At 72.3% G+C, this 19,709-nt stretch carries 15 protein-coding genes and 1 pseudogene; 7 read left to right on the forward strand and 9 right to left on the reverse strand.

What is annotated here, in order from left to right:
• Positions 1–80: 80 nt before the first annotated feature.
• Positions 81–2,060, reverse strand: coding sequence for a TetM/TetW/TetO/TetS family tetracycline resistance ribosomal protection protein (locus tag HJD23_RS02205; RefSeq protein ID WP_171115007.1), 1,980 nt, complete (start codon positions 2,058–2,060; stop codon positions 81–83).
• A gap of 205 nt (positions 2,061–2,265) precedes the next feature.
• On the opposite strand from HJD23_RS02205, the gene HJD23_RS02210 reads away from it, so the two are divergent.
• Positions 2,266–3,366 (forward strand): XdhC family protein, encoded by a 1,101-nt coding sequence (locus HJD23_RS02210; protein ID WP_171115006.1) that lies wholly within the window; start codon positions 2,266–2,268, stop codon positions 3,364–3,366.
• A 13-nt stretch (positions 3,367–3,379) separates the two neighbouring features.
• Here the strand turns inward: HJD23_RS02210 and HJD23_RS43330 are convergent.
• The 4 genes and pseudogenes from HJD23_RS43330 to HJD23_RS02225 all read right to left on the reverse strand — a co-directional run.
• Positions 3,380–3,601, reverse strand: a pseudogene (locus HJD23_RS43330) (phosphotransferase); the annotation flags it as partial.
• Between the two features lie 182 nt (positions 3,602–3,783).
• Positions 3,784–4,284, reverse strand: coding sequence for a metallophosphoesterase (locus HJD23_RS02215; RefSeq protein ID WP_171115004.1), 501 nt, complete (start codon positions 4,282–4,284; stop codon positions 3,784–3,786).
• Positions 4,285–4,334: 50 nt separating this feature from the next.
• Positions 4,335–4,514 (reverse strand): hypothetical protein, encoded by a 180-nt coding sequence (locus HJD23_RS02220; protein ID WP_171115002.1) that lies wholly within the window; start codon positions 4,512–4,514, stop codon positions 4,335–4,337.
• Between the two features lie 113 nt (positions 4,515–4,627).
• Positions 4,628–4,984, reverse strand: coding sequence for a DUF6479 family protein (locus HJD23_RS02225; protein ID WP_171115000.1), 357 nt, complete (start codon positions 4,982–4,984; stop codon positions 4,628–4,630).
• A 128-nt stretch (positions 4,985–5,112) separates the two neighbouring features.
• Here HJD23_RS02225 and ctaD point away from each other — a divergent pair, with 128 nt between their 5' ends.
• A complete protein-coding gene (ctaD, locus tag HJD23_RS02230) occupies positions 5,113–6,792 on the forward strand; it encodes a cytochrome c oxidase subunit I (protein ID WP_171114999.1) in 1,680 nt (559 codons plus the stop codon).
• Complete coding sequence (locus tag HJD23_RS02235; RefSeq protein WP_171114997.1) at positions 6,792–7,193, forward strand: cytochrome c oxidase subunit 4; 402 nt, start codon at positions 6,792–6,794, stop codon at positions 7,191–7,193. Before ctaD ends, HJD23_RS02235 begins: the two co-directional genes overlap by 1 nt.
• On the opposite strand, the gene HJD23_RS02240 is transcribed toward HJD23_RS02235, so the two are convergent.
• The 3 genes from HJD23_RS02240 to HJD23_RS02250 all read right to left on the reverse strand — a co-directional run bounded on the left by HJD23_RS02240 (position 7,111) and on the right by HJD23_RS02250 (position 11,692).
• Positions 7,111–8,568, reverse strand: coding sequence for a ubiquinol-cytochrome c reductase cytochrome b subunit (locus HJD23_RS02240; RefSeq protein WP_197973455.1), 1,458 nt, complete (start codon positions 8,566–8,568; stop codon positions 7,111–7,113). The genes HJD23_RS02235 and HJD23_RS02240 overlap by 83 nt on opposite strands.
• A gap of 192 nt (positions 8,569–8,760) precedes the next feature.
• Complete coding sequence (locus HJD23_RS02245; protein ID WP_141306627.1) at positions 8,761–9,180, reverse strand: CBS domain-containing protein; 420 nt, start codon at positions 9,178–9,180, stop codon at positions 8,761–8,763.
• Positions 9,181–9,247: 67 nt separating this feature from the next.
• Entirely contained in the window at positions 9,248–11,692 is a 2,445-nt protein-coding gene (locus tag HJD23_RS02250; RefSeq protein WP_171114993.1) for a SpoIIE family protein phosphatase, read from the reverse strand.
• A gap of 241 nt (positions 11,693–11,933) precedes the next feature.
• Here HJD23_RS02250 and HJD23_RS02255 point away from each other — a divergent pair, with 241 nt between their 5' ends.
• Entirely contained in the window at positions 11,934–14,078 is a 2,145-nt protein-coding gene (locus HJD23_RS02255) for a SpoIIE family protein phosphatase (protein ID WP_171114991.1), read from the forward strand.
• Between the two features lie 351 nt (positions 14,079–14,429).
• On the opposite strand, the gene HJD23_RS02260 is transcribed toward HJD23_RS02255, so the two are convergent.
• A complete protein-coding gene (locus HJD23_RS02260; RefSeq protein ID WP_171114989.1) occupies positions 14,430–15,725 on the reverse strand; it encodes a S1 family peptidase in 1,296 nt (431 codons plus the stop codon).
• A gap of 637 nt (positions 15,726–16,362) precedes the next feature.
• Between HJD23_RS02260 and HJD23_RS02265 the strand changes: the two genes are divergently transcribed.
• The 3 genes from HJD23_RS02265 to HJD23_RS02275 all read left to right on the forward strand — a co-directional run bounded on the left by HJD23_RS02265 (position 16,363) and on the right by HJD23_RS02275 (position 19,709).
• Positions 16,363–16,578: a type A2 lantipeptide gene (locus tag HJD23_RS02265; protein WP_141306631.1), complete on the forward strand. Its 216-nt coding sequence runs from the start codon at positions 16,363–16,365 to the stop codon at positions 16,576–16,578.
• Between the two features lie 105 nt (positions 16,579–16,683).
• Positions 16,684–17,490 carry an HlyD family efflux transporter periplasmic adaptor subunit gene (locus HJD23_RS02270; RefSeq protein ID WP_171114987.1) on the forward strand — a complete coding sequence of 269 codons (807 nt, stop codon included), beginning with the start codon at positions 16,684–16,686 and terminating at the stop codon, positions 17,488–17,490.
• Entirely contained in the window at positions 17,487–19,709 is a 2,223-nt protein-coding gene (locus tag HJD23_RS02275) for an NHLP family bacteriocin export ABC transporter peptidase/permease/ATPase subunit (protein ID WP_171114985.1), read from the forward strand. The genes HJD23_RS02270 and HJD23_RS02275 overlap by 4 nt, the downstream gene beginning before the upstream one ends.

Below are 19,709 nucleotides of genomic sequence, written 5' to 3' on the forward strand. Positions count from 1 at the left end.
CCGACCAAATCCGGACACCGTCAACACTTCTGACTCGCGGGTAAGTTCGTTCTCGGCCAGTGAGTTGGTGCTCGGCCGACTCACTGGCCGACGCGGCGCGTCACGTTCAGCAGATACTCCTTCCGGTTCAGCGGGTTGTGGTCCGTGCGCGGCCGCTCGGGCACCGGGGTGCCGGACGTGACGGGCGCGTAGTGGTCGAAGGCGCTGTCCAGCTCGCCCTCGCCCCGGGTGAGCCCGGGCAACTGCTGCTCCAGGGCGTGTACCTGGGCCGCGGGCACCGAGCCCTCCAGGACGCAGGCCGTGCCACGGGTGCCGATCGTCTGCGGTACGGCTCGCAGCGCGGCCAGCATCGGCAGCAGGGCGCCGAGGGTGTCGGCCGGGGCCTCGACGCGGAAGCGGTGCATCGGTTCGTGCACCCGGGTGCCCGCGCGCCGCAGGGCCTCGATCAGCACCAGCGGGGTCAGGCCGCGGAAGTCGTAGCCGGTGCTGGACATGCTCTTGTCGAAGCCCTGGTGGGCGTGGCTCTGCCGGGGCGAGTAGCCGGAGTGGGTGAGGGTGACCGTGCAGTCGGGGATCGGCCAGCCGTGCACGCCCTGCCCGAGGGTCTCGCGGACGGTGTCCTCGACGGCCGTGAAGAAGGCGTACGGCATGGAGCCCAGCTCCACCTCCAGCCGGAAGTCGACGCCCGCACCGGGCGGCGCCGGGTCGACGCGCAGGCCGACCGTGGCGAGGAAGGGGTTGGCGTCCTTCTTGTTGAACTCCACCGCCGAGCCGGTCCCGGTCAGCCGCTCGATGCACAGCGGTGTGGTCTCCCGGAAGGTGACGTGCAGTCCGTAGTCGTCGGCGAGCGTCGCCTGGACGACCTCCTTCTGCACCTCGCCGTACAGGGAGACGGACGTCTCCTGGCGCACCTGGTCGTGCCGCAGGGCGATCAGCGGGTCCTGCTCGGCCAGCTGGGTGAGCGCGACGTGCAGGGCCCGCCGGTGCGTCCCGGGGCCCGGCACGACGACCGTCTCCAGGGTCGGCGGGGCGAAGAAGTGCCCGTGCCCGTACGGCCCTCGCGGTACGCCGATGGAGTCGCCGATCCTGATGTCGGCGAGGCCCCACAGCCGGGCGATACGGCCCGCCGGGACGGCGTCCTGCCGGGCGTCGGTACCGCGGTCGAAGACGCTGATCGCGGTGACCCGGCCCTCGGTGCCCTCCTCGCCGCACGGCACCCGGTCGCGGATGCGCAGCGTGCCGGAGAAGATGCGCGCGTAGGCGACCTTCTCCCCCGCCGGGCCCCGCTCGACCTTGAAGACGGTCCCGGAGACCGGGCCCTCGGGGTCGCCGTCGGCGGTGGGCAGGAGGCCCCTGATGCCGCCGATCAGGGCGTCCACGCCCGCACCGGTGATGGCCGAGCCGCAGTACGCGGGGTGGACCAGGGCCTGGCGGGTCCGAGCGGCGAGGGACGCGCGCAGCAGGTCGTCCGGGACGGTGCCCTGGACGTAGGCGGCGAGCAGGTCGTCGTCGTGGTCGGCGAGGACGTCGAGCGCGGCCGGGCCGAGGCCGGGGACGAAGCCGGCGGCCCGGGTGCCGAGGCCGGTGGCCGTGCCCATGGGGACGGCGGGGGCGCCGAGCCGTTCGGAGACCGAGCGCAGCACGTCCTCGTACCGGGCTCCGCGGCGGTCGATCTTGTTGACGAAGAGGAGGGTGGGGATGCGCAGCCGTTGCAGGGTCCGCATCAGGACGCGGGTCTGGGCCTGGACTCCCTCGACGGCGGAGACGACCAGGACGGCGCCGTCCAGGACGCCGAGGACCCGCTCCACCTCGGCGATGAAGTCCGGGTGACCGGGGGTGTCGATGAGGTTGACGGTCACGTCGTCGACGGGGAACGAGACGACGGCCGACTTGATGGTGATGCCGCGCTGCCGCTCCAGCGCGAGGGTGTCGGTCCGGGTACTGCCCGCATCGACGCTGCCGACCTCGTCGATCACCCCGGCGATGTGCAGCAGCCGTTCGGTCAGGCTGGTCTTACCTGCGTCGATGTGCGCGAGAATCCCCAGGTTGAGCGAGTGCACGAAGCGTCATGTCCTTTGTGGTGTGGGTCAGTGCGACGGCGGGGGACATGAACGCTGCTCGCATCCAATCGGCTCCTTGCTCTGTGACGGCGTGACGACGTGACGACGTGACGACGTAAGTACGTGACGACTGGTCGGGTGCAGTGCAGCAGAAGGACCGGCGGAGCGACAATGGATTAACGCTCAACCATGCGAGGGTCGAAGCATGCGTGACATTCTTCCGGCGCTGCGCCGCTGGTACGCGGCCTCGGCCCCGTTCGGCCTGGCCACGGTCGTGGCGGTGAGCCGCAGCGCGCCGCGTGACCCAGGAGCGGCGATGGCGGTGGGGCCGGACGACGAGGTGGTCGGCAGCGTGTCGGGCGGCTGTGTCGAGGGTGCGGTGTTCGAGCTGGCCCAGGAGGCCGTGGCGAGCGGCGAGGCCCGGCTGGAGACGTTCGGGTACAGCGACGAGGACGCGTTCGCGGTGGGGCTGACCTGCGGCGGTGAGATCACCGTGCTGGTCCGTCCGGTGACGCCCGAGCGGGATCCGGCGTTCGGGGCGGTCGCTCAGTGCGTCCTGGACGGCAGCCCGGTGACCGTGGCGACGGTGACCGACGGCCCGGCGCCGCGCGGGGCCACGCTCGCCGTCTGGCCCGATCGGGTGGCCGGCACGCTGGGCGCGCGCGGCCTGGACGTGGCGGTCACCGCCGACGCGCGCGGCGAACTCGCCCTCGGCGCCACCGGCGTACGGCACTACGGGCCGCACGGGGAGCGGCGCGAGGACGATGTCTCGGTGTTCCTGCACTCCTTCGCGCCGCCGCCGCGGATGCTGGTGTTCGGCGCGATCGACTACGCGGCGGCGGTGGCCCGCGTCGGCGACTTCCTCGGCTACCGGGTCACCGTCTGCGACGCCCGCCCGGTCTTCGCCACGCCGAAGCGTTTCCCGCCCGGCGTGGAGGTGGTCGTCGACTGGCCGCACCGCTATCTGCGCGGCACCGACACCGACGAGCGCACGGTGATCTGCGTGCTCACGCACGATCCGAAGTTCGACGTACCGCTGCTGGAGGAGGCCCTGCGCCGGCCCGCCGCGTACATCGGGGCGATGGGCAGCCGCCGTACCCACGACGACCGCGCCAAGCGCCTCACCGACGCCGGACTCACTCCCGGTGAGCTGTCCCGGCTGCGCTCCCCGATCGGGCTCGACCTGGGCGCCCGTACGCCCGAGGAGGTGGCCGTGTCCGTCGCCGCGGAGATCGTCGCGCTGCGGTGGGGCGGGACCGGGGCGCCGCTGGCGGCGACGGCGGGGGCGATCCATCCGCCGGCATGACGGGCGGGGTCCCTCAGGCGTTCTCCTGCCGGTGGTCGGCGATGAGGTGCTCCAGCTGGTCCGGTGCCGCCGCGGTCCCGTCCGGGTGATCCCGGAAGTAGGGATCGTCCGGGACCGGGAGCGCCCCCGCCCGGGCCCGGCCGCGGCCGCGTGCCCAGGTCGCGTCGTCCGTGCCGACGGCCTCCCGGAACGCCTCGCGGGCGGACGCGGGCAGGAACAGCCAGGCGGGCAGCAGGCGGTAGACGGATCACCGGTACGGGTAGCCCTCGCCCGGCTCGCCCTGCGCTAGCGGCTCGGAGACGGGCAGCGGGAGATGCGGGGCCAGCCGCGGCAGCCGGCGGTGCAAGTGGCGTTGTCCAGGCCGGAGATCGGAACCGGGGAGATCGGAAGGTCGGCCCACTGCGGGAACTGGGCGCATCAGCGCGGCGGCAGCCGGTGCAGGGTCACGTCCGTGAGGCTGCCGTCGGTGACGGTGGCGGTCATGTAGGTGCAGTGGGGCTGGCGGCGGCGGTCGGTCGGGGAACCGGGGTTGAGCAGGCGCAGGCCGGTGGGGGCGATGGTGTCCCAGGGGATGTGGCTGTGGCCGAAGACCAGAACGTCCAGGTCGGGGAAACGGGCGGCGCAGCGGGCCTCGCGGCCCTGGGCGGGGCCCGTTTCGTGGACGGCGCCGAAGCGCAGGCCGTCGAGTTCGGCGTACGCCACCTCGGGGAGCCGGGCGCGCAGGTCGGGGCCGTCGTTGTTGCCGTACACACCGATCAGTCGGCGGCAGCGGCTCTCCAGCAGGTCGAGGGTGGCCGTGTCGACCCAGTCGCCGGCGTGGAACACGACGTCGGCGTGCGGGAGTTCGGCGAGCAGCGCGTCCGGCAGTGCCTTGGCCCGTTTGGGCAGATGGGTGTCGGACATCAGGAGCAGGCGCACGGCTTCAGCGTAGGCCGGCTGCCGCACGCGGGGCGCGTCACGCGTGTGCTTCAGTCCTCACCCCGCACGATGTTCCACTCCGGGGCCGTGTGCGGGGTCCGCGGTCCGTCCGGGCTCTCCACAGCCGGGAGCCAGGTGCGCAGTTCGCTCTTCGCGCGCAGCCTACGGGCCTTCGACCAGCCGGTCTCCAGTCGGCGGACGACGGGTTTGTCACTGGTGGACGTGGTCACGACGCAACCTCTTCCTTCTGCGTCCCCTCGTACGGGTGCACGGAAAGGGGAACGGGTCCCCGTCTCCGCCAGGACCGGGTCCCCGTCTCCGCCGCAGGTAAACGCCCTGCCGGTCAGGCCCCGCCGGGTCCGCCGCTGCCGAACGAACCGCTGGATCCACGGTTCCAGCGCGGCCGGCGCTGGTCGCCGCTGCGCATCCCGCCGGACGGCCTGAGGTCGTGCGCGGTGAGCCGTTCCTCCCCGGCCACCTCGTGGGGGTCGCGTTGCTCCCGCGTCTCCCGGACCGCGCCGGAGGCCGGCAGCCTCGGCTGCTCGTCGGGCCGGGGCCGTCGCGGCTCGCGCTTGCGCACCTTGATGCCGAGCAGGACGGCCCAGATCAGCACTGCGGTGACGACGACGCCACCGACGAGGATCACGACGAACCCGGCGGCGGAACCGGCTGCGGCTACTTCCTGAGCGATGGGGTTCATGCGCTCCGAGTACCCGGTCACGGGCGGTGAATGACTCCGGTCGGTCCCCTGACGGCCGACAACAGGGCGTGGCGCGGGCGGCACCGCACGTCACGGCGATAGCGTCGCGGCGGCCGGAGAGGAGGACGATGACGGAGCTGCCGCAGGACACCCCGACCGCCCGGCGGCGCACGACGCACGGGCATCCGCTGGGCGCCACGCTGTTGCACTGGGCCACGACGACCGATCACAAGGTGATCGGACGGCTCTACATGGTCACCGCCTTCTGCTTCTTCCTCTTCGCGGGGCTGCTGGCCTTGGGGATGCGCGCCGAACTCGCGGCGCCGGGGCTGCAGTTCTTCAGCGAGCTCGGCTACAACCAGCTCTTCACGATCCACGGCACGGTCATGATGCTGCTGTTCGCGACGCCGATGTTCGCCGGATTCGCCAACGCCGTGATGCCGTTGCAGATCGGCGCCCCGGACGTGGCCTTTCCCCGGCTGAACGCCCTGTCGTACTGGATGTTTCTCTTCGGCGGGCTGATGGTGGTCGCCGGGTTCGTCGTCCCCGCCGGCGCGGCGGCGTTCGGCTGGTTCGCCTACGCGCCGATGAACAGCGCCTACTTCTCCCCCGGCGCGGGCGGCGACCTGTGGGTGATGGGCCTGGTCGTCACCGGCGTGTCGACCACGCTCGGCGCGGTGAACTTCATCACCACGATCGTGTGCATGCGCGCGCCCGGCATGACCATGTTCCGGATGCCGATGTTCACCTGGAACGTCCTGTTCACGTCGATCCTGGTGCTGCCCGCGTTCCCGGTCCTGACGGCCGCGCTGCTCGCGCTGGAGTCGGACCGCAAGTTCGGCTCGCACATCTATGACGCCGCCAACGGCGGGGCGTTGCTGTGGCAGCACCTGTTCTGGTTCTTCGGGCATCCCGAGGTGTACATCGTCGCGCTGCCGTTCTTCGGGATCATCACGGAGATCATCCCCGTGTTCTCCCGCAAGCCGCTGTTCGGCTATCTGCCGATGATCGGCGCGACCATCGCCATCACCATGCTGTCCGCGGTCGTCTGGGCGCACCACATGTTCGCCACCGGCGCGGTGCTGCTGCCGTTCTTCTCGCTGATGTCGTTCCTGATCGCCGTGCCCACCGGCATCAAGTTCTTCGCCTGGATCGGCACCATGCACCGCGGCTCGCTGTCGTTCGAGACGCCGATGCTGTGGGCGTTCGGGTTCCTGGTGTCGTTCCTGCTGGGCGGGTTGAGCGGGGTGCTGATCGCCTCGCCGCCGCTCGACTTCCACCTCACCGACTCGTACTTCATCGTGGCGCATCTGCACTACGTGCTGTTCGGCACCGTCGTGTTCGCGATGTTCGCCGGGTTCTACTTCTGGTGGCCCAAGTTCACCGGCAAACTGCTCGACGAACGGCTCGGCAAGCTGCACTTCTGGCTGCTGTTCCCCGGCTTCCAGCTCACCTTCCTCGTCCATCACTGGCTCGGCGAGGAGGGCATGCCCCGCCGCTACGCCGACTACCTGCCCACCGACGGCTTCACCCTCCTCAACGCCCTGTCCTCCGTCGGCGCGTTCCTGCTCGGCGTCTCCACCCTGCCGTTCCTCTACAACGTCTGGCGCACCGCCAGATACGGGAGGACGGTGACCATGGACGACCCCTGGGGGTACGGGCGCAGTCTGGAATGGGCCACCGCCTGTCCGCCGCCGCGGCACAACTTCGTCGCGCTGCCCCGGGTACGGACCGAGTCCCCGGCGTTCCACCTGCACCATCCGGACATCGCCCGGCGACAGCAGCTCAGGAGGGGGGAAGAGGCCTGATGAAGACGGAGGCGTTGCTGTTCGGGGGTGTCGCGCTGTTCTTCGCGGGGATCTCCGCGCTCTACGGCCCGTGGTCCGAGGAGCCGGCCGGCACGGCGCTGCTGGTGATCGCGTTCCTGATGGCGGGCCTGGTGTCCTTCTTCAGCGCGGTGCAGTACCGGCGCAAGGGGCGCCGCCCGCAGGACCGGGGTGACGCCGAGGTCGCCGACTCGGCCGGGCCGCTGGAGTTCTTCCCCGACGAGAGCCCGTGGCCGATCGTCACGGCGGTGGGCTTCGCGGTGGCGGCCACCGGCGTGGTGTACGGGCTGTGGCTGTTCCTCATCGGTCTTGCTGTTCTGTCCCGGGGGATTCTGGGGTTGGTGTTCCAGTACGCGCATCGGGGTGCCGGTCGGCAGGAGTGAGCTCCGGGCGGGGCGCTCCGGGCCGGAACTCGCCGACCGGCCGGTGCTCGCTCTCGTAGGCCCCCTCGACGGTCTGCCGTACGTCGCCGGTCGACACGCCCTCCCTCAGCCGCTGCTCCTCCGCGCGCAGCAGGGCGTGGCACAGCCGCCGGGTGACCATGAACGCCAGGATCGGGCCCAGCACCAGGGCCACGCGCAGGATCCAGGTCAGGGCGTTCACCGAGATCCGGAAGGCGAACGCCACGACGTCGTTGCCGCCGGCCAGCAGCAGGACGGCGTAGAAGGTGATAGCGGCGACGCCGAGAGCGGTGCGGACGGGACGTTCCCGGGGCCGGTCGCACAGGTGCTGCTCCTGCTCCCCCTCCCCCGTCAGCCGCTGCTCCACGAACGGGTACAGGTACAGGACCGTGAACAGCAGCCCCGGCAGGACGACCGCCGGGAGCAGCACGTTCCACATGAAGGTGTGCCCGAAGACGACCGTCTCCCAGGGCGGTACGAGACGCAGCGCGCCCTCCAGGAAGCCGACGTACCAGTCCGGCTGGGCACCGGTCGACACCAGGTCGGTCCGGTAGGGGCCGTACGCCCAGATCGGGTTGATCTGGACGACGCCGCCGAGCACGGTGAGCAGTCCGAAGGTCATCAGGGACAGGCCGCCCGAGGTGGCCGTGAACTGCGGGTAGAAGGGTTTGCCGACGGCGTTGCGCCGGGTGCGGCCCGGTCCGCGCCACTGGGTGTGCTTGAGGTAGAAGACCAGGAACAGATGCACGGTGACCAGGGCGATCAGGGCGCCGGGCAGCAGCAGGACGTGCAGCACGTACAGCCGGGTGATGATGTCCTCGCCGGGGTACTCCCCGCCGAAGGCGAACATGCTCACATACGTCCCGACGACCGGGATGGACAGCATGATGCCCTGCGCGATGCGCAGCCCGGTGCCGGACAGCAGGTCGTCGGGGAGTGAGTAACCGGCGAAGCCCTCGGCGAGGGCGAGCACGAACAGGGTGACGCCGATGGCCCAGTTGAGCTCGCGGGGGCGGCGGAAGGCGCCGGTGAAGAAGATCCGCAGCAGGTGCACGCCGATGGCGGCGACGAAGACGAGGGCCGCCCAGTGGTGGGTCTGGCGCAGCAGCAGCCCACCGCGGACGTCGAAGCTGATCTGCAGGGTGGAGTCGAACGCCGCCGACATCCGCACACCGCGCAACGGCGCGTACGAGCCGTCGTAGACGACCTCGGTCATCTCCGGTTTGAAGAACAGCGTCAGCCATACGCCCGTCAGCAGCAGGACGAGGAGGCTGTAGAGGGCCAGCTCGCCGAGCAGGAAGGACCAGTGGTCGGGGAAGGCCTTGCGCAGCAGGGCGCCGCCTTCGTGGACGGGCAGCCGGGCGTCCGCCGCGTCGGCGAGCCGGGCCCCTCGGGAAGGGGGGCGCCGCCGGGCCGCCGCCTCGTCGCCTGCCGCCACGTCACGCACCTCCGACCACCGCCAGCACCGTCCCGTGCTGTGTATCCCGCGCCGGGACGGCGCCGAGCGCCCGCGGGGTGTGAAACACCCCGATCGGGGGTGTGCGAAGGGCTATGTGTTGGGCTTGGCCGCGCTGATGTCCCCCAGTGCCGACTCCGGGTCGCGCTCCATCGCCAGGTCGCCCAGGGAGACGATGCCCACCGGGTGGTCGTCTTCGACGACCGGGATACGGCGTACGGAGTGTTCGCGCATGAGTTCCACCGCGTGGTCCAGTTCCTCGTCGGGCCGTACGGTCACCAGGTCGTCGCTGCACGCGGCGGCCACGGTGATCTCGCCGGGGTCGCCGCCGTCGGCGATCGACCGCACCACCAGGTCGCGGTCGGTGACCAGGCCGCGCAGGTGGTCGCCGTCCGTGACCAGGACGGCGCCGAGGTCCTGGTCACGCATGATCCGGGCCACCGCCACGACGGACGTCTGCGGTTCGACGGTCACCGGGTCGCCGGTCATGATGTCGCGGACGTACTGGGCCATGACGTACCTCCTCATCTGCTGCTCCTCGGCTCCGGGTACCCGGGGCGGCCGGGTCGGCACGTGCGGGTCAGCGGCCGAGGGCGAGTTCGCTCCACACCTGTTTGCCGCCGCTGACCGGCACCGTGCCCCAGGCCGCGGACATGGCCTCGACGAGGAGGAGGCCGCGGCCGCCGGTGGCCTCCCAGCCGATGCTGGTGGGCTTGACGGGGCTGCGCGGCGAGGTGTCGGCGACGGCGACGCGCAGCCGGCTGTTGACGAGGGTGAGGTCGAGACGGACCGGGCCGTCGGTGTGCACGAGCGCGTTGGTGACGAGTTCGGAGACGACCAGCAGGGCGGCGTCGGTGTGCGCGCTCACGTCCCAGGCGCGCAGGGCGCGCCGGGTGAAGCGGCGGGCGTGCCCGACGGCCTCGGGAAGCCGCCACACGGTCCACGTCTCGCGCCGCGGGCGTACGGCCATGCCGTCGTAGCGCATCAGGAGCAGCGCCACGTCGTCGCCTCGGTGCGCGTCGCCGAGCAGACCGTCGGCGACCACGCCGAGGTGGGCGGGGTCGGAGGCGGCGAGCCGCTCGGCGAAGCCCGCCATGCCCTGGTCGATGTCGGCTTCGGCGGACTCGACCAGGCCGTCGGTCGTCAGGGCGAGCAGGGTGCCGCGCTGGAGCCGGATCGGGCTCATCGGGTAGTCGGCCTGCGCCATCACGCCGAGCGGCGGGCCGCCCTCGGCCTCCGCGATGTGGGTGCTGCCGTCGGGGTGGCGCACCACCGGGGGCGGATGTCCGGCGCGGACGCACCAGGCGGAGCCCTCCTCCATGTCGACGTCGACGTAGGCGCAGGTGGCGAAGAGGTCGGTCTCCATGTCGACGAGGAGCCGGTTGGCGTGCGAGACCACCACGTCGGGCGGGTGGCCCTCGACGGCGTAGGCGCGCAGGGCGGTGCGCATCTGGCCCATGAGGGTGGCGGCGCCCGCGCTGTGGCCCTGGACGTCGCCGATGACGAGGGCGACGTGGTTGTCGGGCAGCGGGATCACGTCGTACCAGTCGCCGCCGACCTCCAGACCGGCCGTGGCGGGCAGATAGCGGGCGACGGCGACCGCGCCGGGCAGTTTCGGCAGGCGGCGCGGGAGGAGCTGACGCTGGAGCGTGCCGACGAGTTCGTGCTCGGCGTCGAAGGCGCGGGCGCGCATCAGGGCCTGCCCGGCGAGGCCGGCGGAGGCGGTGAGCAGGGCGCGTTCGTCGGGGCCGAAGTCGTGCGGGCGGTCCCAGCCGATCAGGCAGGCGCCGGCCATGCGGCCCGCGGCGGGCAGCGGGAGGACGGCGAGGCCGCCGGGGCCGACATCGGCGAGCGCGGGTTCCAGGGCGGTGCCCGCGGGCCAGATCTGGGCGCGGCCCTCGCGCAGCGCGGCGGCGAGGGTGGGCATGGCGCGCACGGGCGCGTCGGGCCATTCGGTGCGCCACTCCAGACGCCACAGCTCGGGCCAGGCCTCCGGCTCGGGCGGGTCGAGGACGGTGACGACGAGCCGGTCGTGCTCCAGTTCGGCCAGGGCGATCCGGTCGGCCTGCAAGGGGCGGCGCAGCGCGGCGACCACGGCCTGGCTGACGTCCCGGACGGTGCCCGCGGTGGACAGGGCGGCCGCCAGGCGCTGGACGCGGGCCACGTCCGTGATGTCGGACCGCAGCGTGGAGGCGTCGTCGACCGTGCCCGAGAGCCGGGCCGGGACACCCTCGCCGCCGGGCAGCAGGCGGCCGCGCAGCCGGAGCCACTTGGGGGGACCGGTGCGCTGGAGCACCCGGAACTCCAGTTCGCGCTCGCCGATCGTCATGTGGTCGGCCTCCACCACGGACATCAGCGACGGCACGTCCTCCGGCACGGTGCGGCCGAGCAGCGTCTCGACCTTGCCGTCGAACTCGTCCCGGCTGAGGCCGAACAGCTCCAGGATCTCGTCGCCGATCTCCACCCGCCCGGTGTCCATGGCCAGGCTGAACGCGCCCGGCGGCAGCTCACCGCCCTCGGCGGGCGCGGCCGGGGCGGGGGCGGCGACCGCGTCGGCGATCAGCTCCAGGCACTTGCGGTCCTCGGTGTCGAAGCCGTCCCGGCACTCGCTCACGGCGAGCAGACAGCCCCCGTCGCCGCCCCGGCGGACCGGCAGCGCGGCCATCGAGAAGTCCCGCGCAGGGGTACGGCGGGCCTCCGCGCGGTCGGCGAGTTCACCCGGGCCGAGCCACACGGCGCGCCCGGTGTGGTGGGCGTCGGCCACCGGGGACCTCCCGCCGAGCGGATAGCCGTCGCGCAGGCCGTACAGGGTCCGGGGCACGCCGGCCGAGTCGGCCAGGCACAGCAGCTCACCGTCCTCGCTGGGCGTGTACACGGCGGCGAAGGTCGCTCGCGCGAAGACGAGCGCCTGTTCGAGGACGCGGCGCCTGCGGTCGGGGGTGTCCGGGTCGGCCATGAGCGCCGACAGGGCGTCCTCGGCACGCAGCACTCTCGCCCTGCGTCCGGCAACGCCCTCACTGACCACGTCCGTATTACAGCGCTAATGCCCGCCGCGCGCAGCCCCTGTGCACGCGGATACAGGCGTACCGCACCTCCGTCTCGTGACAGGCGTGGGAGTGCTGTGGCATGGACCGTGGCAGTCGGGGTACGCGGTTGCGTTGTCCAGACGCCGCCGGCGCCCCCGTGGGTGAGGCACTCGCCGTGCGCGGTGGGCCGTGACAAGGGAGATTTGATCCCTGGGACTCGTCCCGCGGCGCTGCGAGGAGGTGGTCGGCGTGTCCGACAAGCAGGCGCCCACGGCGCGCCGGGCTCCGCCCGGTAGTTCCCTGCTGTCGCTGGCGCTGGCCTCGATGATGGACGGTGTCCACGCGCATTCCGGCGCGGTGTATCTGTTGTCCGCCGACGAGCCCGTACTGGAGATGGCGGTCATGGCCGGGCTGCCCCGGGCGTTCGCGGCACCCTGGGAGCGGGTGGGGCTCGGCGCCCCCATCCCGGTCGCCGACGCCGCGCGTGAGCGGCAGCTGATCTGGGTGGGCGGCGAGGACGACATGGCGCGCCGCTATCCACGGGTCGCCGTGGTCCTGCCGTACCCCTTCGCGCTGGCCGCACTGCCGGTGGCGACCGAGACCAAGGTGTACGGGTCGGTGTTCGTGACCTGGCCCGGCTCCCATCCGCACGAGCTGTCCGACCGGGAGCGGGAGCATCTGACCGCGGCCTGCGAACGGCTCGCCGTACGGCTGGAGCGGGCCGCCGAGGAGAGCCACCCGGTGCTCCTGGAGTCCGATCCGCTCCCCGCGACGGGGAGAGTGGCCGGCACGCTGGGCTCGGTCGAGGCGGTGCGGATGGTCGCGCGGCTGCCGTACGGGCTGTGCTCACTGGATCTGCACGGGCGGATCACCTTCGCCAACACGGCGGCGGCCGAGCTGATCGGCGTCCCCGTCAGCCGGTTGCTCGGCACCCATCTGTGGGCGGCGGTGCCGTGGCTGAACGACCCGGTGTACGAGGACCGCTACCGGGCGGCGCTGATCAGCCAGCACGTGACGTCGTTCGTGGCGCTGCGGCCGCCGGGCGAGTGGCTGTCGTTCCGGCTGTATCCGAGTACGACGGGGCTGAGCGTCCGGGTGAGCAGGGCGCGGTCCGTGTCGGAGATGGGCCTGACGGCGCCGTCGCACGGCGACGGGCCGTCCCGTCTGGTGACCATCTCGCAGCTGCTGAGCCTGGCCGGCGCGCTGACGGAGGCGGTGACCGCGCAGGACGTGGTGCAGCTGGTCGCCGAGGAGATCGCGCCGTCCGTGGGCTGCCAGGCGCTGGTCGTGCTCGGCTCGCGGGCGGGGCGGCTGCATGTGCTGGGGCACCGCGGCTATCCGGATCCCCAGGTCGTGGAGCGGTTCGACGGTACGCCGCTGAGCGCGCCGACGCCGGGCGCGCACGCGCTGAACAGCGGGGTGCCGGCGTTCTTCGAGTCCCAGGCGGAACTGGAGCGGCTGTATCCAGCCCGGCACGCGACGCCGGACGGCTTCGCGGCCTGGGCGTATCTGCCGCTGATCGCCTCCGGACGCCCCGTGGGCACGTGCGTGCTGGCCTACGCCGAACCGCACGCCTTCCCCGCCGACGAGCGGGCCGTACTGACCAGCCTCGGCGGGCTGATCGCCCTGGCACTGGAGCGGGCCCTGCTGTACGACGCCAAGCACCAGCTGGCGCACGGGTTGCAGGCCGCGCTGCTGCCGCCGTCGCTGCCGCCGCTGCCCGGCATCGACACAGCCGCGCGCTATCTGCCGAGCACCCGGGGCATGGACATCGGCGGCGACTTCTACGACGTGGTGCCGGTCGAGGGGCTGGCGGCCGCGGTGATCGGGGATGTGCAGGGGCACAACGTGACGGCGGCCGGGCTGATGGGGCAGATCCGCACCGCTGTGCGCGCGTACACGACGGTGGGGCAGTCGCCGGCGGAGGTCATGCGCAGCACCAACCGGCTGCTCATCGACCTGGGGGCCGACCTGTTCTCCAGCTGTCTGTACCTGCGGCTCGACCCGGGACGCGGGCGGGCCGTGATGGCCCGGGCCGGGCATCCGCCGCCGCTGCTGAGGCGGCCGGACGGCCGGGTCCGGGTGCTGGACCTGGCGGGCGGGCCGCTGCTCGGGATCGACGGCTCGGCGACGTATCCGACGACCGAGGTGGACCTGGCGCCGGGTTCGGTGCTCGTCCTCTACACCGACGGGCTGGTGGAATCTCCCGGCGTCGACATCGAGGACGCGCTCGTGGAGCTGGGGGGCCGGCTGACCGAGGCCGGGGACCGGCCGCTGGACGAGCTGGCCGACGTGCTGGTGGGGCAGGAGGGCCACGCGGAGGAACGGCTCGACGATGTGGCGCTGCTGCTGTTGCGGGCGCGGGGGGCTGCGGGGGGCGACTGAGCGGCGGACGCACAGGGCGGTCCGGCCCGCCGGAGAGCCGGACGCACGGGGAGGTCTGGCCTTCCCACCGAGGGCCGGACGCACGGGGAGGTCTGGCCTTCCCACCGGAGGGCCGGACGAACACGGCGGTCCCACCCGCCCGCGGGAGAGCCGGACGCACACCAACCTCCCCACCGCAAAACCCGAAGAACACGGTGGGCAGGCCCCCACCGGAGAGCCGGACGAACAGGGCGGTCCAGCCCGCCCGCCGGAAGCCCGGACGAACACAGCGGTCCGACCCACCCGCCGGAAGGCCCGACGAACACAGCGGTCCGGCCCGCCCGCCGGAGGGCCGGACCGTCGGGCTCCGGGTCAGTTGGTGCCGGTCAGCCCGGAGCCGTCCTCGACACCGGACTGGTCGCCGACACCGGCTTCCTCGCCGGCCTGCTCACCGCCGCCCGCCTGCTCGCCCGCACCGGCCTCTTCACCGACGCCGTCGCCATCGCCGGCGCCTTCGCCGACGCCCTCACCGGCACCGGCGCCCTCACCTGCGCCCCCCGCGCCCAGTGTCGCGCCGACCGCTGCCAGCGCCGTCGTGACCGGCTGGAAGAAGGTCTCGCCGCCGACCGTGCAGTCGCCGCTGCCGCCCGACGTCAGGCCGATGGCGAGGCCGTCCTGGGTGAACATCGAGCCGCCGCTGTCGCCGGGTTCGGCGCAGACGTTGGTCTGGATGAGGCCGGTGACCGTGCCCTCGGGGTAGTTGACGGTGGCGTCGAGCCCGGTGACCGTGCCGTCGGCGAGGCCGGTGGTGCTGCCCATCCGGAACACCTGCTGGCCGACGGCGGCTTCCGCGGCCTGGAGGATCGGGACGGTCTGCCCGCCGACGTTGACGTCGCTCGGCGCCTCGGTGGCCGGGTCGTTGTACTTCACCAGCGCGAAGTCGCCCTCACCGGGGAAGACGGCCTGGTCGACGGTGGCGATCGGGGCGCCGTTCTGCGCGTCGGACCACTCGGCGACCGCGACCCCGCAGTGACCCGCCGTCAGGAAGGCCGGGGAGCCGTCGCCCGCGGTGACGTTGAAGCCGAGCGAGCAGCGGGAGCCGCCGCCGAATATCGCGTCGCCGCCGGAGGCGAACGTCTTGAAGGTGCCGGCCGACTTCTGGATGGTCGCCATGCCGGAGCCGAGGCTCTGCACGGTCGCCTCCAGCCTGTCCCACTTCGCGCCGGTGACCGTGCTGTCGGCGGTGACCCGGATCTTGTTGGTCCTGGGGTCGACGGCCCACGCGGTGCCCGGGATGGTGGCCTCGGACTTCAGCGTCTGCGCGGCGGACTTCAGTTCGGCCGTGCTGTTGTCGACCTGGCGGACCGCGGCACCTGCCTTCTTGGCCTGAATGATCAGCTGGTTGTTGTCGCCGGCCACGTTGACGACGAGCTGCTGGTTGTCGGCGTCGTAGTAGGAGCCGGCGAAGGCGTCGCCGAGCAGCCCGGCAAGCTGCGAGGCGAGGCCCGAGGCGTCGCCCGCCTTCAGGGTCTTGGGGGCGGCGGCCGTGTCCTCGGCGCCGTCCTGGGACGCGTTGGCGTTCGGCAGCAGGAGTGCCGCCGCCCCGAGCGCCGCCACGCTGCCCACCGCGATCGCGGCCTTGCGCTTCGGAATTCGCTTGTGACTCAAGGGTTCTCGACCTCCTGGAGGACGGGGTCCGTGCCGCCGTCCCTCGGCAGCTGATAGGGGCGCCTGGATGGCCACTGGTACGCAGGGGGCGCGCGGGACGTTCAATTCCGGTTCGCGGCGCGCCCGTACGGGCACTGATTCGGCCAACGCCGAAAGCCTCGTTCGCCCTCTGCCGGGCCGATACGGCCGGTGATCGATCAGCAACGGTCCGTTCCGGACGGTGAGCGGAATCCTCGCTTCAGCGAATCTGCACATCGAATGCGCAACCAAGTCACCGGCACCCGGGGTTCTGCACAATCTCGCGCCCCGGGACACGCCTTTGGGGCGGGAGTGCCGGATTCGACGAGCGGGCGGCAAGGGGTCGCTGCGGGGCGATGCCGGGCGGCATGTGAAGAAGTCGCCGACAAGCCGTGGGCACACCTGCACGGATGGGGGCTGGTGTGACTCAAGTGCCCTGATGAGGCCGGTGATTGATTGGAAGCCCACGGTCGCCGCGTGCTTTGATCCATCGCACCGCGCGGTACGCGAAGGGCTCCCCGGCCAGGGGTGCCCGGCGCCCGCGGTCGCGGCCGTCCGTCTGTCCCCAGAGGGTGCCGCTCCCCCCTTGTGAAATTGCCATACGAAGGGAAGTTCCATCATGAACTCCACCCCCCAGGTTGAGACCGTCGAGATCTCCGACGCCGAGCTCGACAACGTCTCCGGCGGCCTCTCCGTGAACGCCGTGAACACCGTCGTCGGCGCGGTGGACGGCATCGCCCCGGTTTCCGGCCTGGTCGACACGGCCGTCGGCACCGTCGAGGGTGTCACCGGCCTGAACACCGCCCCGGTCACCAACCTGGTCGCCGGTCTCTGATCGCACACCAGTGCCGCTGAGTCCCGGAGCCGCCTCCCGGCTCCGGGGCTCTTCGGATGTCGTAACGGGATGTCGTAACGCTGTTCACCCGGTGAGGGAAATTCCGTGCAGTTCCGCCAAAAGGCCCTCGCCAAGCTCCAGTCGCCGGAGGAGCTCGACCTTCCGGTGCGCCTCGCCCGCCCGCAGGGCTGGCTCGTGCTGTCCGTGACCGTGGTCGCGATGGCCGCCGCGTCCGTGTGGGCCGTGACCGGCTCGGTGACCTCCACGGTGAGCGCGCCCGCCATCCTCACCCACGGCGAGGGCAGTTACATCCTGCAGAGCCCGGCCGCGGGCCAGGTCACCGCGATCCTCGCCGAGGAAGGCGAGCGGCTCCCCGCGAACTCCCCCGTGCTGAAGGTCCGTACGGACGACGGCGAGACCGTCGTCCGCACCATCGCCGCCGGCCGCCTCACCGCGCTCGCCGCCACCATCGGCCAGATCATCGCCACCGGCGCGAACGTCGCCGCCGTCGAGAAGGTCGCCGACGCGGACGACCCGCTGTACGCCACGGTGTACGTGCCCGCCGAGAACGCCGGCTCCATCCCCGCGAACGCGGCCGTGGACCTGACCGTGCAGACGGTCCCCACCCAGGAGTACGGCGTCCTGCGCGGCCGTGTGAAGTCCGTGGACCGCTCCCCGCAGTCGGCGCAGGAGATCGCCGCGTTCCTCGGCGACAGCCAGCTCGGCGAGCAGTTCACCAAGGACGGCCGCCCGGTCGCCGTACTGGTCCGCCTCGACACATCGTCCGGCACCAAGAGCGGCTACAAGTGGTCGTCGGCGGACGGACCGCCGTTCCCCCTCACCTCCATGACGATGGCCACGGGCTCGATCCGGCTGGCCGATCAGCGTCCCGTCGATTGGCTGCTGCCGTGACCACCGCCGCACCGCAGACCCGGGGCCGGCGCCGGGCCGCCCCGCCCGGGCGCACCGTTCCCAAGGGCCGCCGCAAGACCGTCCGTACCCCCACCGTGCTCCAGATGGAGGCCGTCGAGTGCGGCGCCGCCTCCCTCGCCATGGTGCTCGGCCACTACGGCAAGCACGTCCCGCTGGAGGAGCTGCGCATCGCCTGCGGTGTCTCCCGCGACGGCTCGCGGGCGAGCAACCTGCTGAAGGCGGCGCGCAGTTACGGCCTGACCGCCAAGGGCATGCAGATGGACCTGGCCGCCCTCGCCGAGGTGAAGGCGCCGGCCATCCTGTTCTGGGAGTTCAACCACTACGTCGTCTACGACGGCATGGGCCGCCGCTTCGGGCGCCGCGGGGTGTTCATCAACGACCCCGGCAAAGGCCGTCGTTTCGTGCCGATGGAGGACTTCGACGGCAGCTTCACCGGCGTCGTCCTCACGATGGAGCCCGGCGACGGCTTCACGCGCGGCGGACGCAAGCCCGGTGTCTGGGGCGCGATGCCCGCCCGGCTGCGCGGCACCGCCGGCACGATGCCCGCCGCCGTGCTGGCGAGCCTGCTGCTGGTGGCGGTCGGCGCGGCGGTACCCGCGCTCAGCCGGACCTACATCGACATGTTCCTGATCGGCGGGCAGACCTCGCTGCTGGACGTGCTGTTCGCGTCCATGGGCGCGTGCGTGCTGCTCACGCTGGTGCTGACCTGGCTGCAACAGGCCAACCTGCACCACGGCCGCATCATCTCCTCCACCCTCTCCAGCGCCCGCTTCCTGCGCCACCTGCTGCGGCTGCCCGTCACCTTCTTCTCCCAGCGCAGCCCCGCCGACCTCGTGCAGCGCCTGCAGTCCAACGACGCCGTGGCCGAGACGCTGGCCCGCGACCTGGCGGCGGCGGGCGTGGACGCCGTGGTCGTCGTGCTCTATGCCGTGCTCCTCTACACGTACGACCCGCAGCTCACCTTCGTCGGCATCGGCGTGGCGCTGCTGAACATCGTCGCCATGCGGGTCGTCATCCGGCTGCGCGCGACCCGTACGGCCAAGCTGCGCGCGGACAACGCCCGGCTCACCAACACCGCGTACACCGGCCTTCAGCTGATCGAGACGATGAAGGCGACCGGCGGCGAGGACGGCTACTTCCGCAAGTGGGCCGGACAGCACGCCACCACCCTGGAGGAACAGCAGCGGCTCGGCATGCCGAGCGCCTGGCTGGGCGTGGTCGCGCCGACGCTCGCCACGCTGAACAGCGCGCTGATCCTGTGGATCGGCGGCATGCGCGCGATCGAGGGCCACATCTCGGTGGGTCTGCTGGTCGCCTTCCAGGCGCTGGTGACCCGTTTCACGGCTCCGCTGACCCGGCTCAACGGCGTCGCGGGCCGCATCCAGGACTTCGCGGCGGACGTGGCGCGGCTGAAGGACGTGGAGAACTTCCGCACCGACCCGCTGTACGACCGGGCGGGCGGCGACTCCACCCGCCGTCTGCACGGCCACGTCGAGCTGCAGAACATCACCTTCGGCTACAGCCCCCTCGACAAGCCGCTGCTCACCGGCTTCGACCTGACCGTCGGGCCGGGGCAGCAGGTCGCGCTCGTCGGCGGCTCGGGCAGCGGCAAGTCGACGGTCTCCCGGCTGATCTCGGGCCTGTACACGCCGTGGGAGGGCGTCATCCGGATCGACGGGCAACGCCTTGAGGACATCCCGCGCGGCGCGCTCGCGGCCTCCGTGTCCTTCGTCGACCAGGACGTGTTCCTGTTCGAGGGCTCGGTCCGGGACAACGTGGCGCTGTGGGACCCGTCCATCCCGGACGAGGCGGTGGTGGAGGCGCTGAAGGACGCCGCGCTCCACGACGTCGTGCTGCGCCGCCCCGGCGGCATCCACAGCCGGGTCGAGCAGGACGGCCGCAACTTCTCCGGCGGCCAGCGCCAACGCCTGGAGATCGCCCGGGCGTTGGTGCGCCGGCCCAGCATCCTCGTGCTGGACGAGGTGACCAGCGCGCTCGACGCCGAGACCGAGCTGGCCGTCATGGACAACCTGCGCCGGCGCGGCTGCGCCTGCGTGGTGATCGCCCACCGGCTCAGCACTGTGCGGGACAGCGACGAGATCGTCGTACTCCAGCACGGCACGATCGTGGAACGCGGCCGGCACGACGAGCTGGTGGCGCGCGGCGGCGCGTACGCGGCGCTGGTCAGGGAGCGGTGA

Origin of the sequence: Streptomyces sp. Z423-1 (assembly GCF_013009255.1) — a bacterium.
GTDB classification, from domain to species: Bacteria; Actinomycetota; Actinomycetes; order Streptomycetales; family Streptomycetaceae; genus Streptomyces; species Streptomyces gossypiisoli.

Bases quoted from the DNA above. Each gene is read 5' to 3' on its own strand.
- HJD23_RS02210 (WP_171115006.1), top strand. From the start codon at position 2,266: ATGCGTGACATTCTTCCGGCGCTGCGCCGCTGGTACGCGGCCTCGGCC.
- HJD23_RS02225 (WP_171115000.1), bottom strand. From the start codon at position 4,984: ATGAACCCCATCGCTCAGGAAGTAGCCGCAGCCGGTTCCGCCGCCGGG.
- ctaD (WP_171114999.1), top strand. From the start codon at position 5,113: ATGACGGAGCTGCCGCAGGACACCCCGACCGCCCGGCGGCGCACGACG.
- HJD23_RS02235 (WP_171114997.1), top strand. From the start codon at position 6,792: ATGAAGACGGAGGCGTTGCTGTTCGGGGGTGTCGCGCTGTTCTTCGCG.
- HJD23_RS02245 (WP_141306627.1), bottom strand. From the start codon at position 9,180: ATGGCCCAGTACGTCCGCGACATCATGACCGGCGACCCGGTGACCGTC.
- HJD23_RS02265 (WP_141306631.1), top strand. From the start codon at position 16,363: ATGAACTCCACCCCCCAGGTTGAGACCGTCGAGATCTCCGACGCCGAG.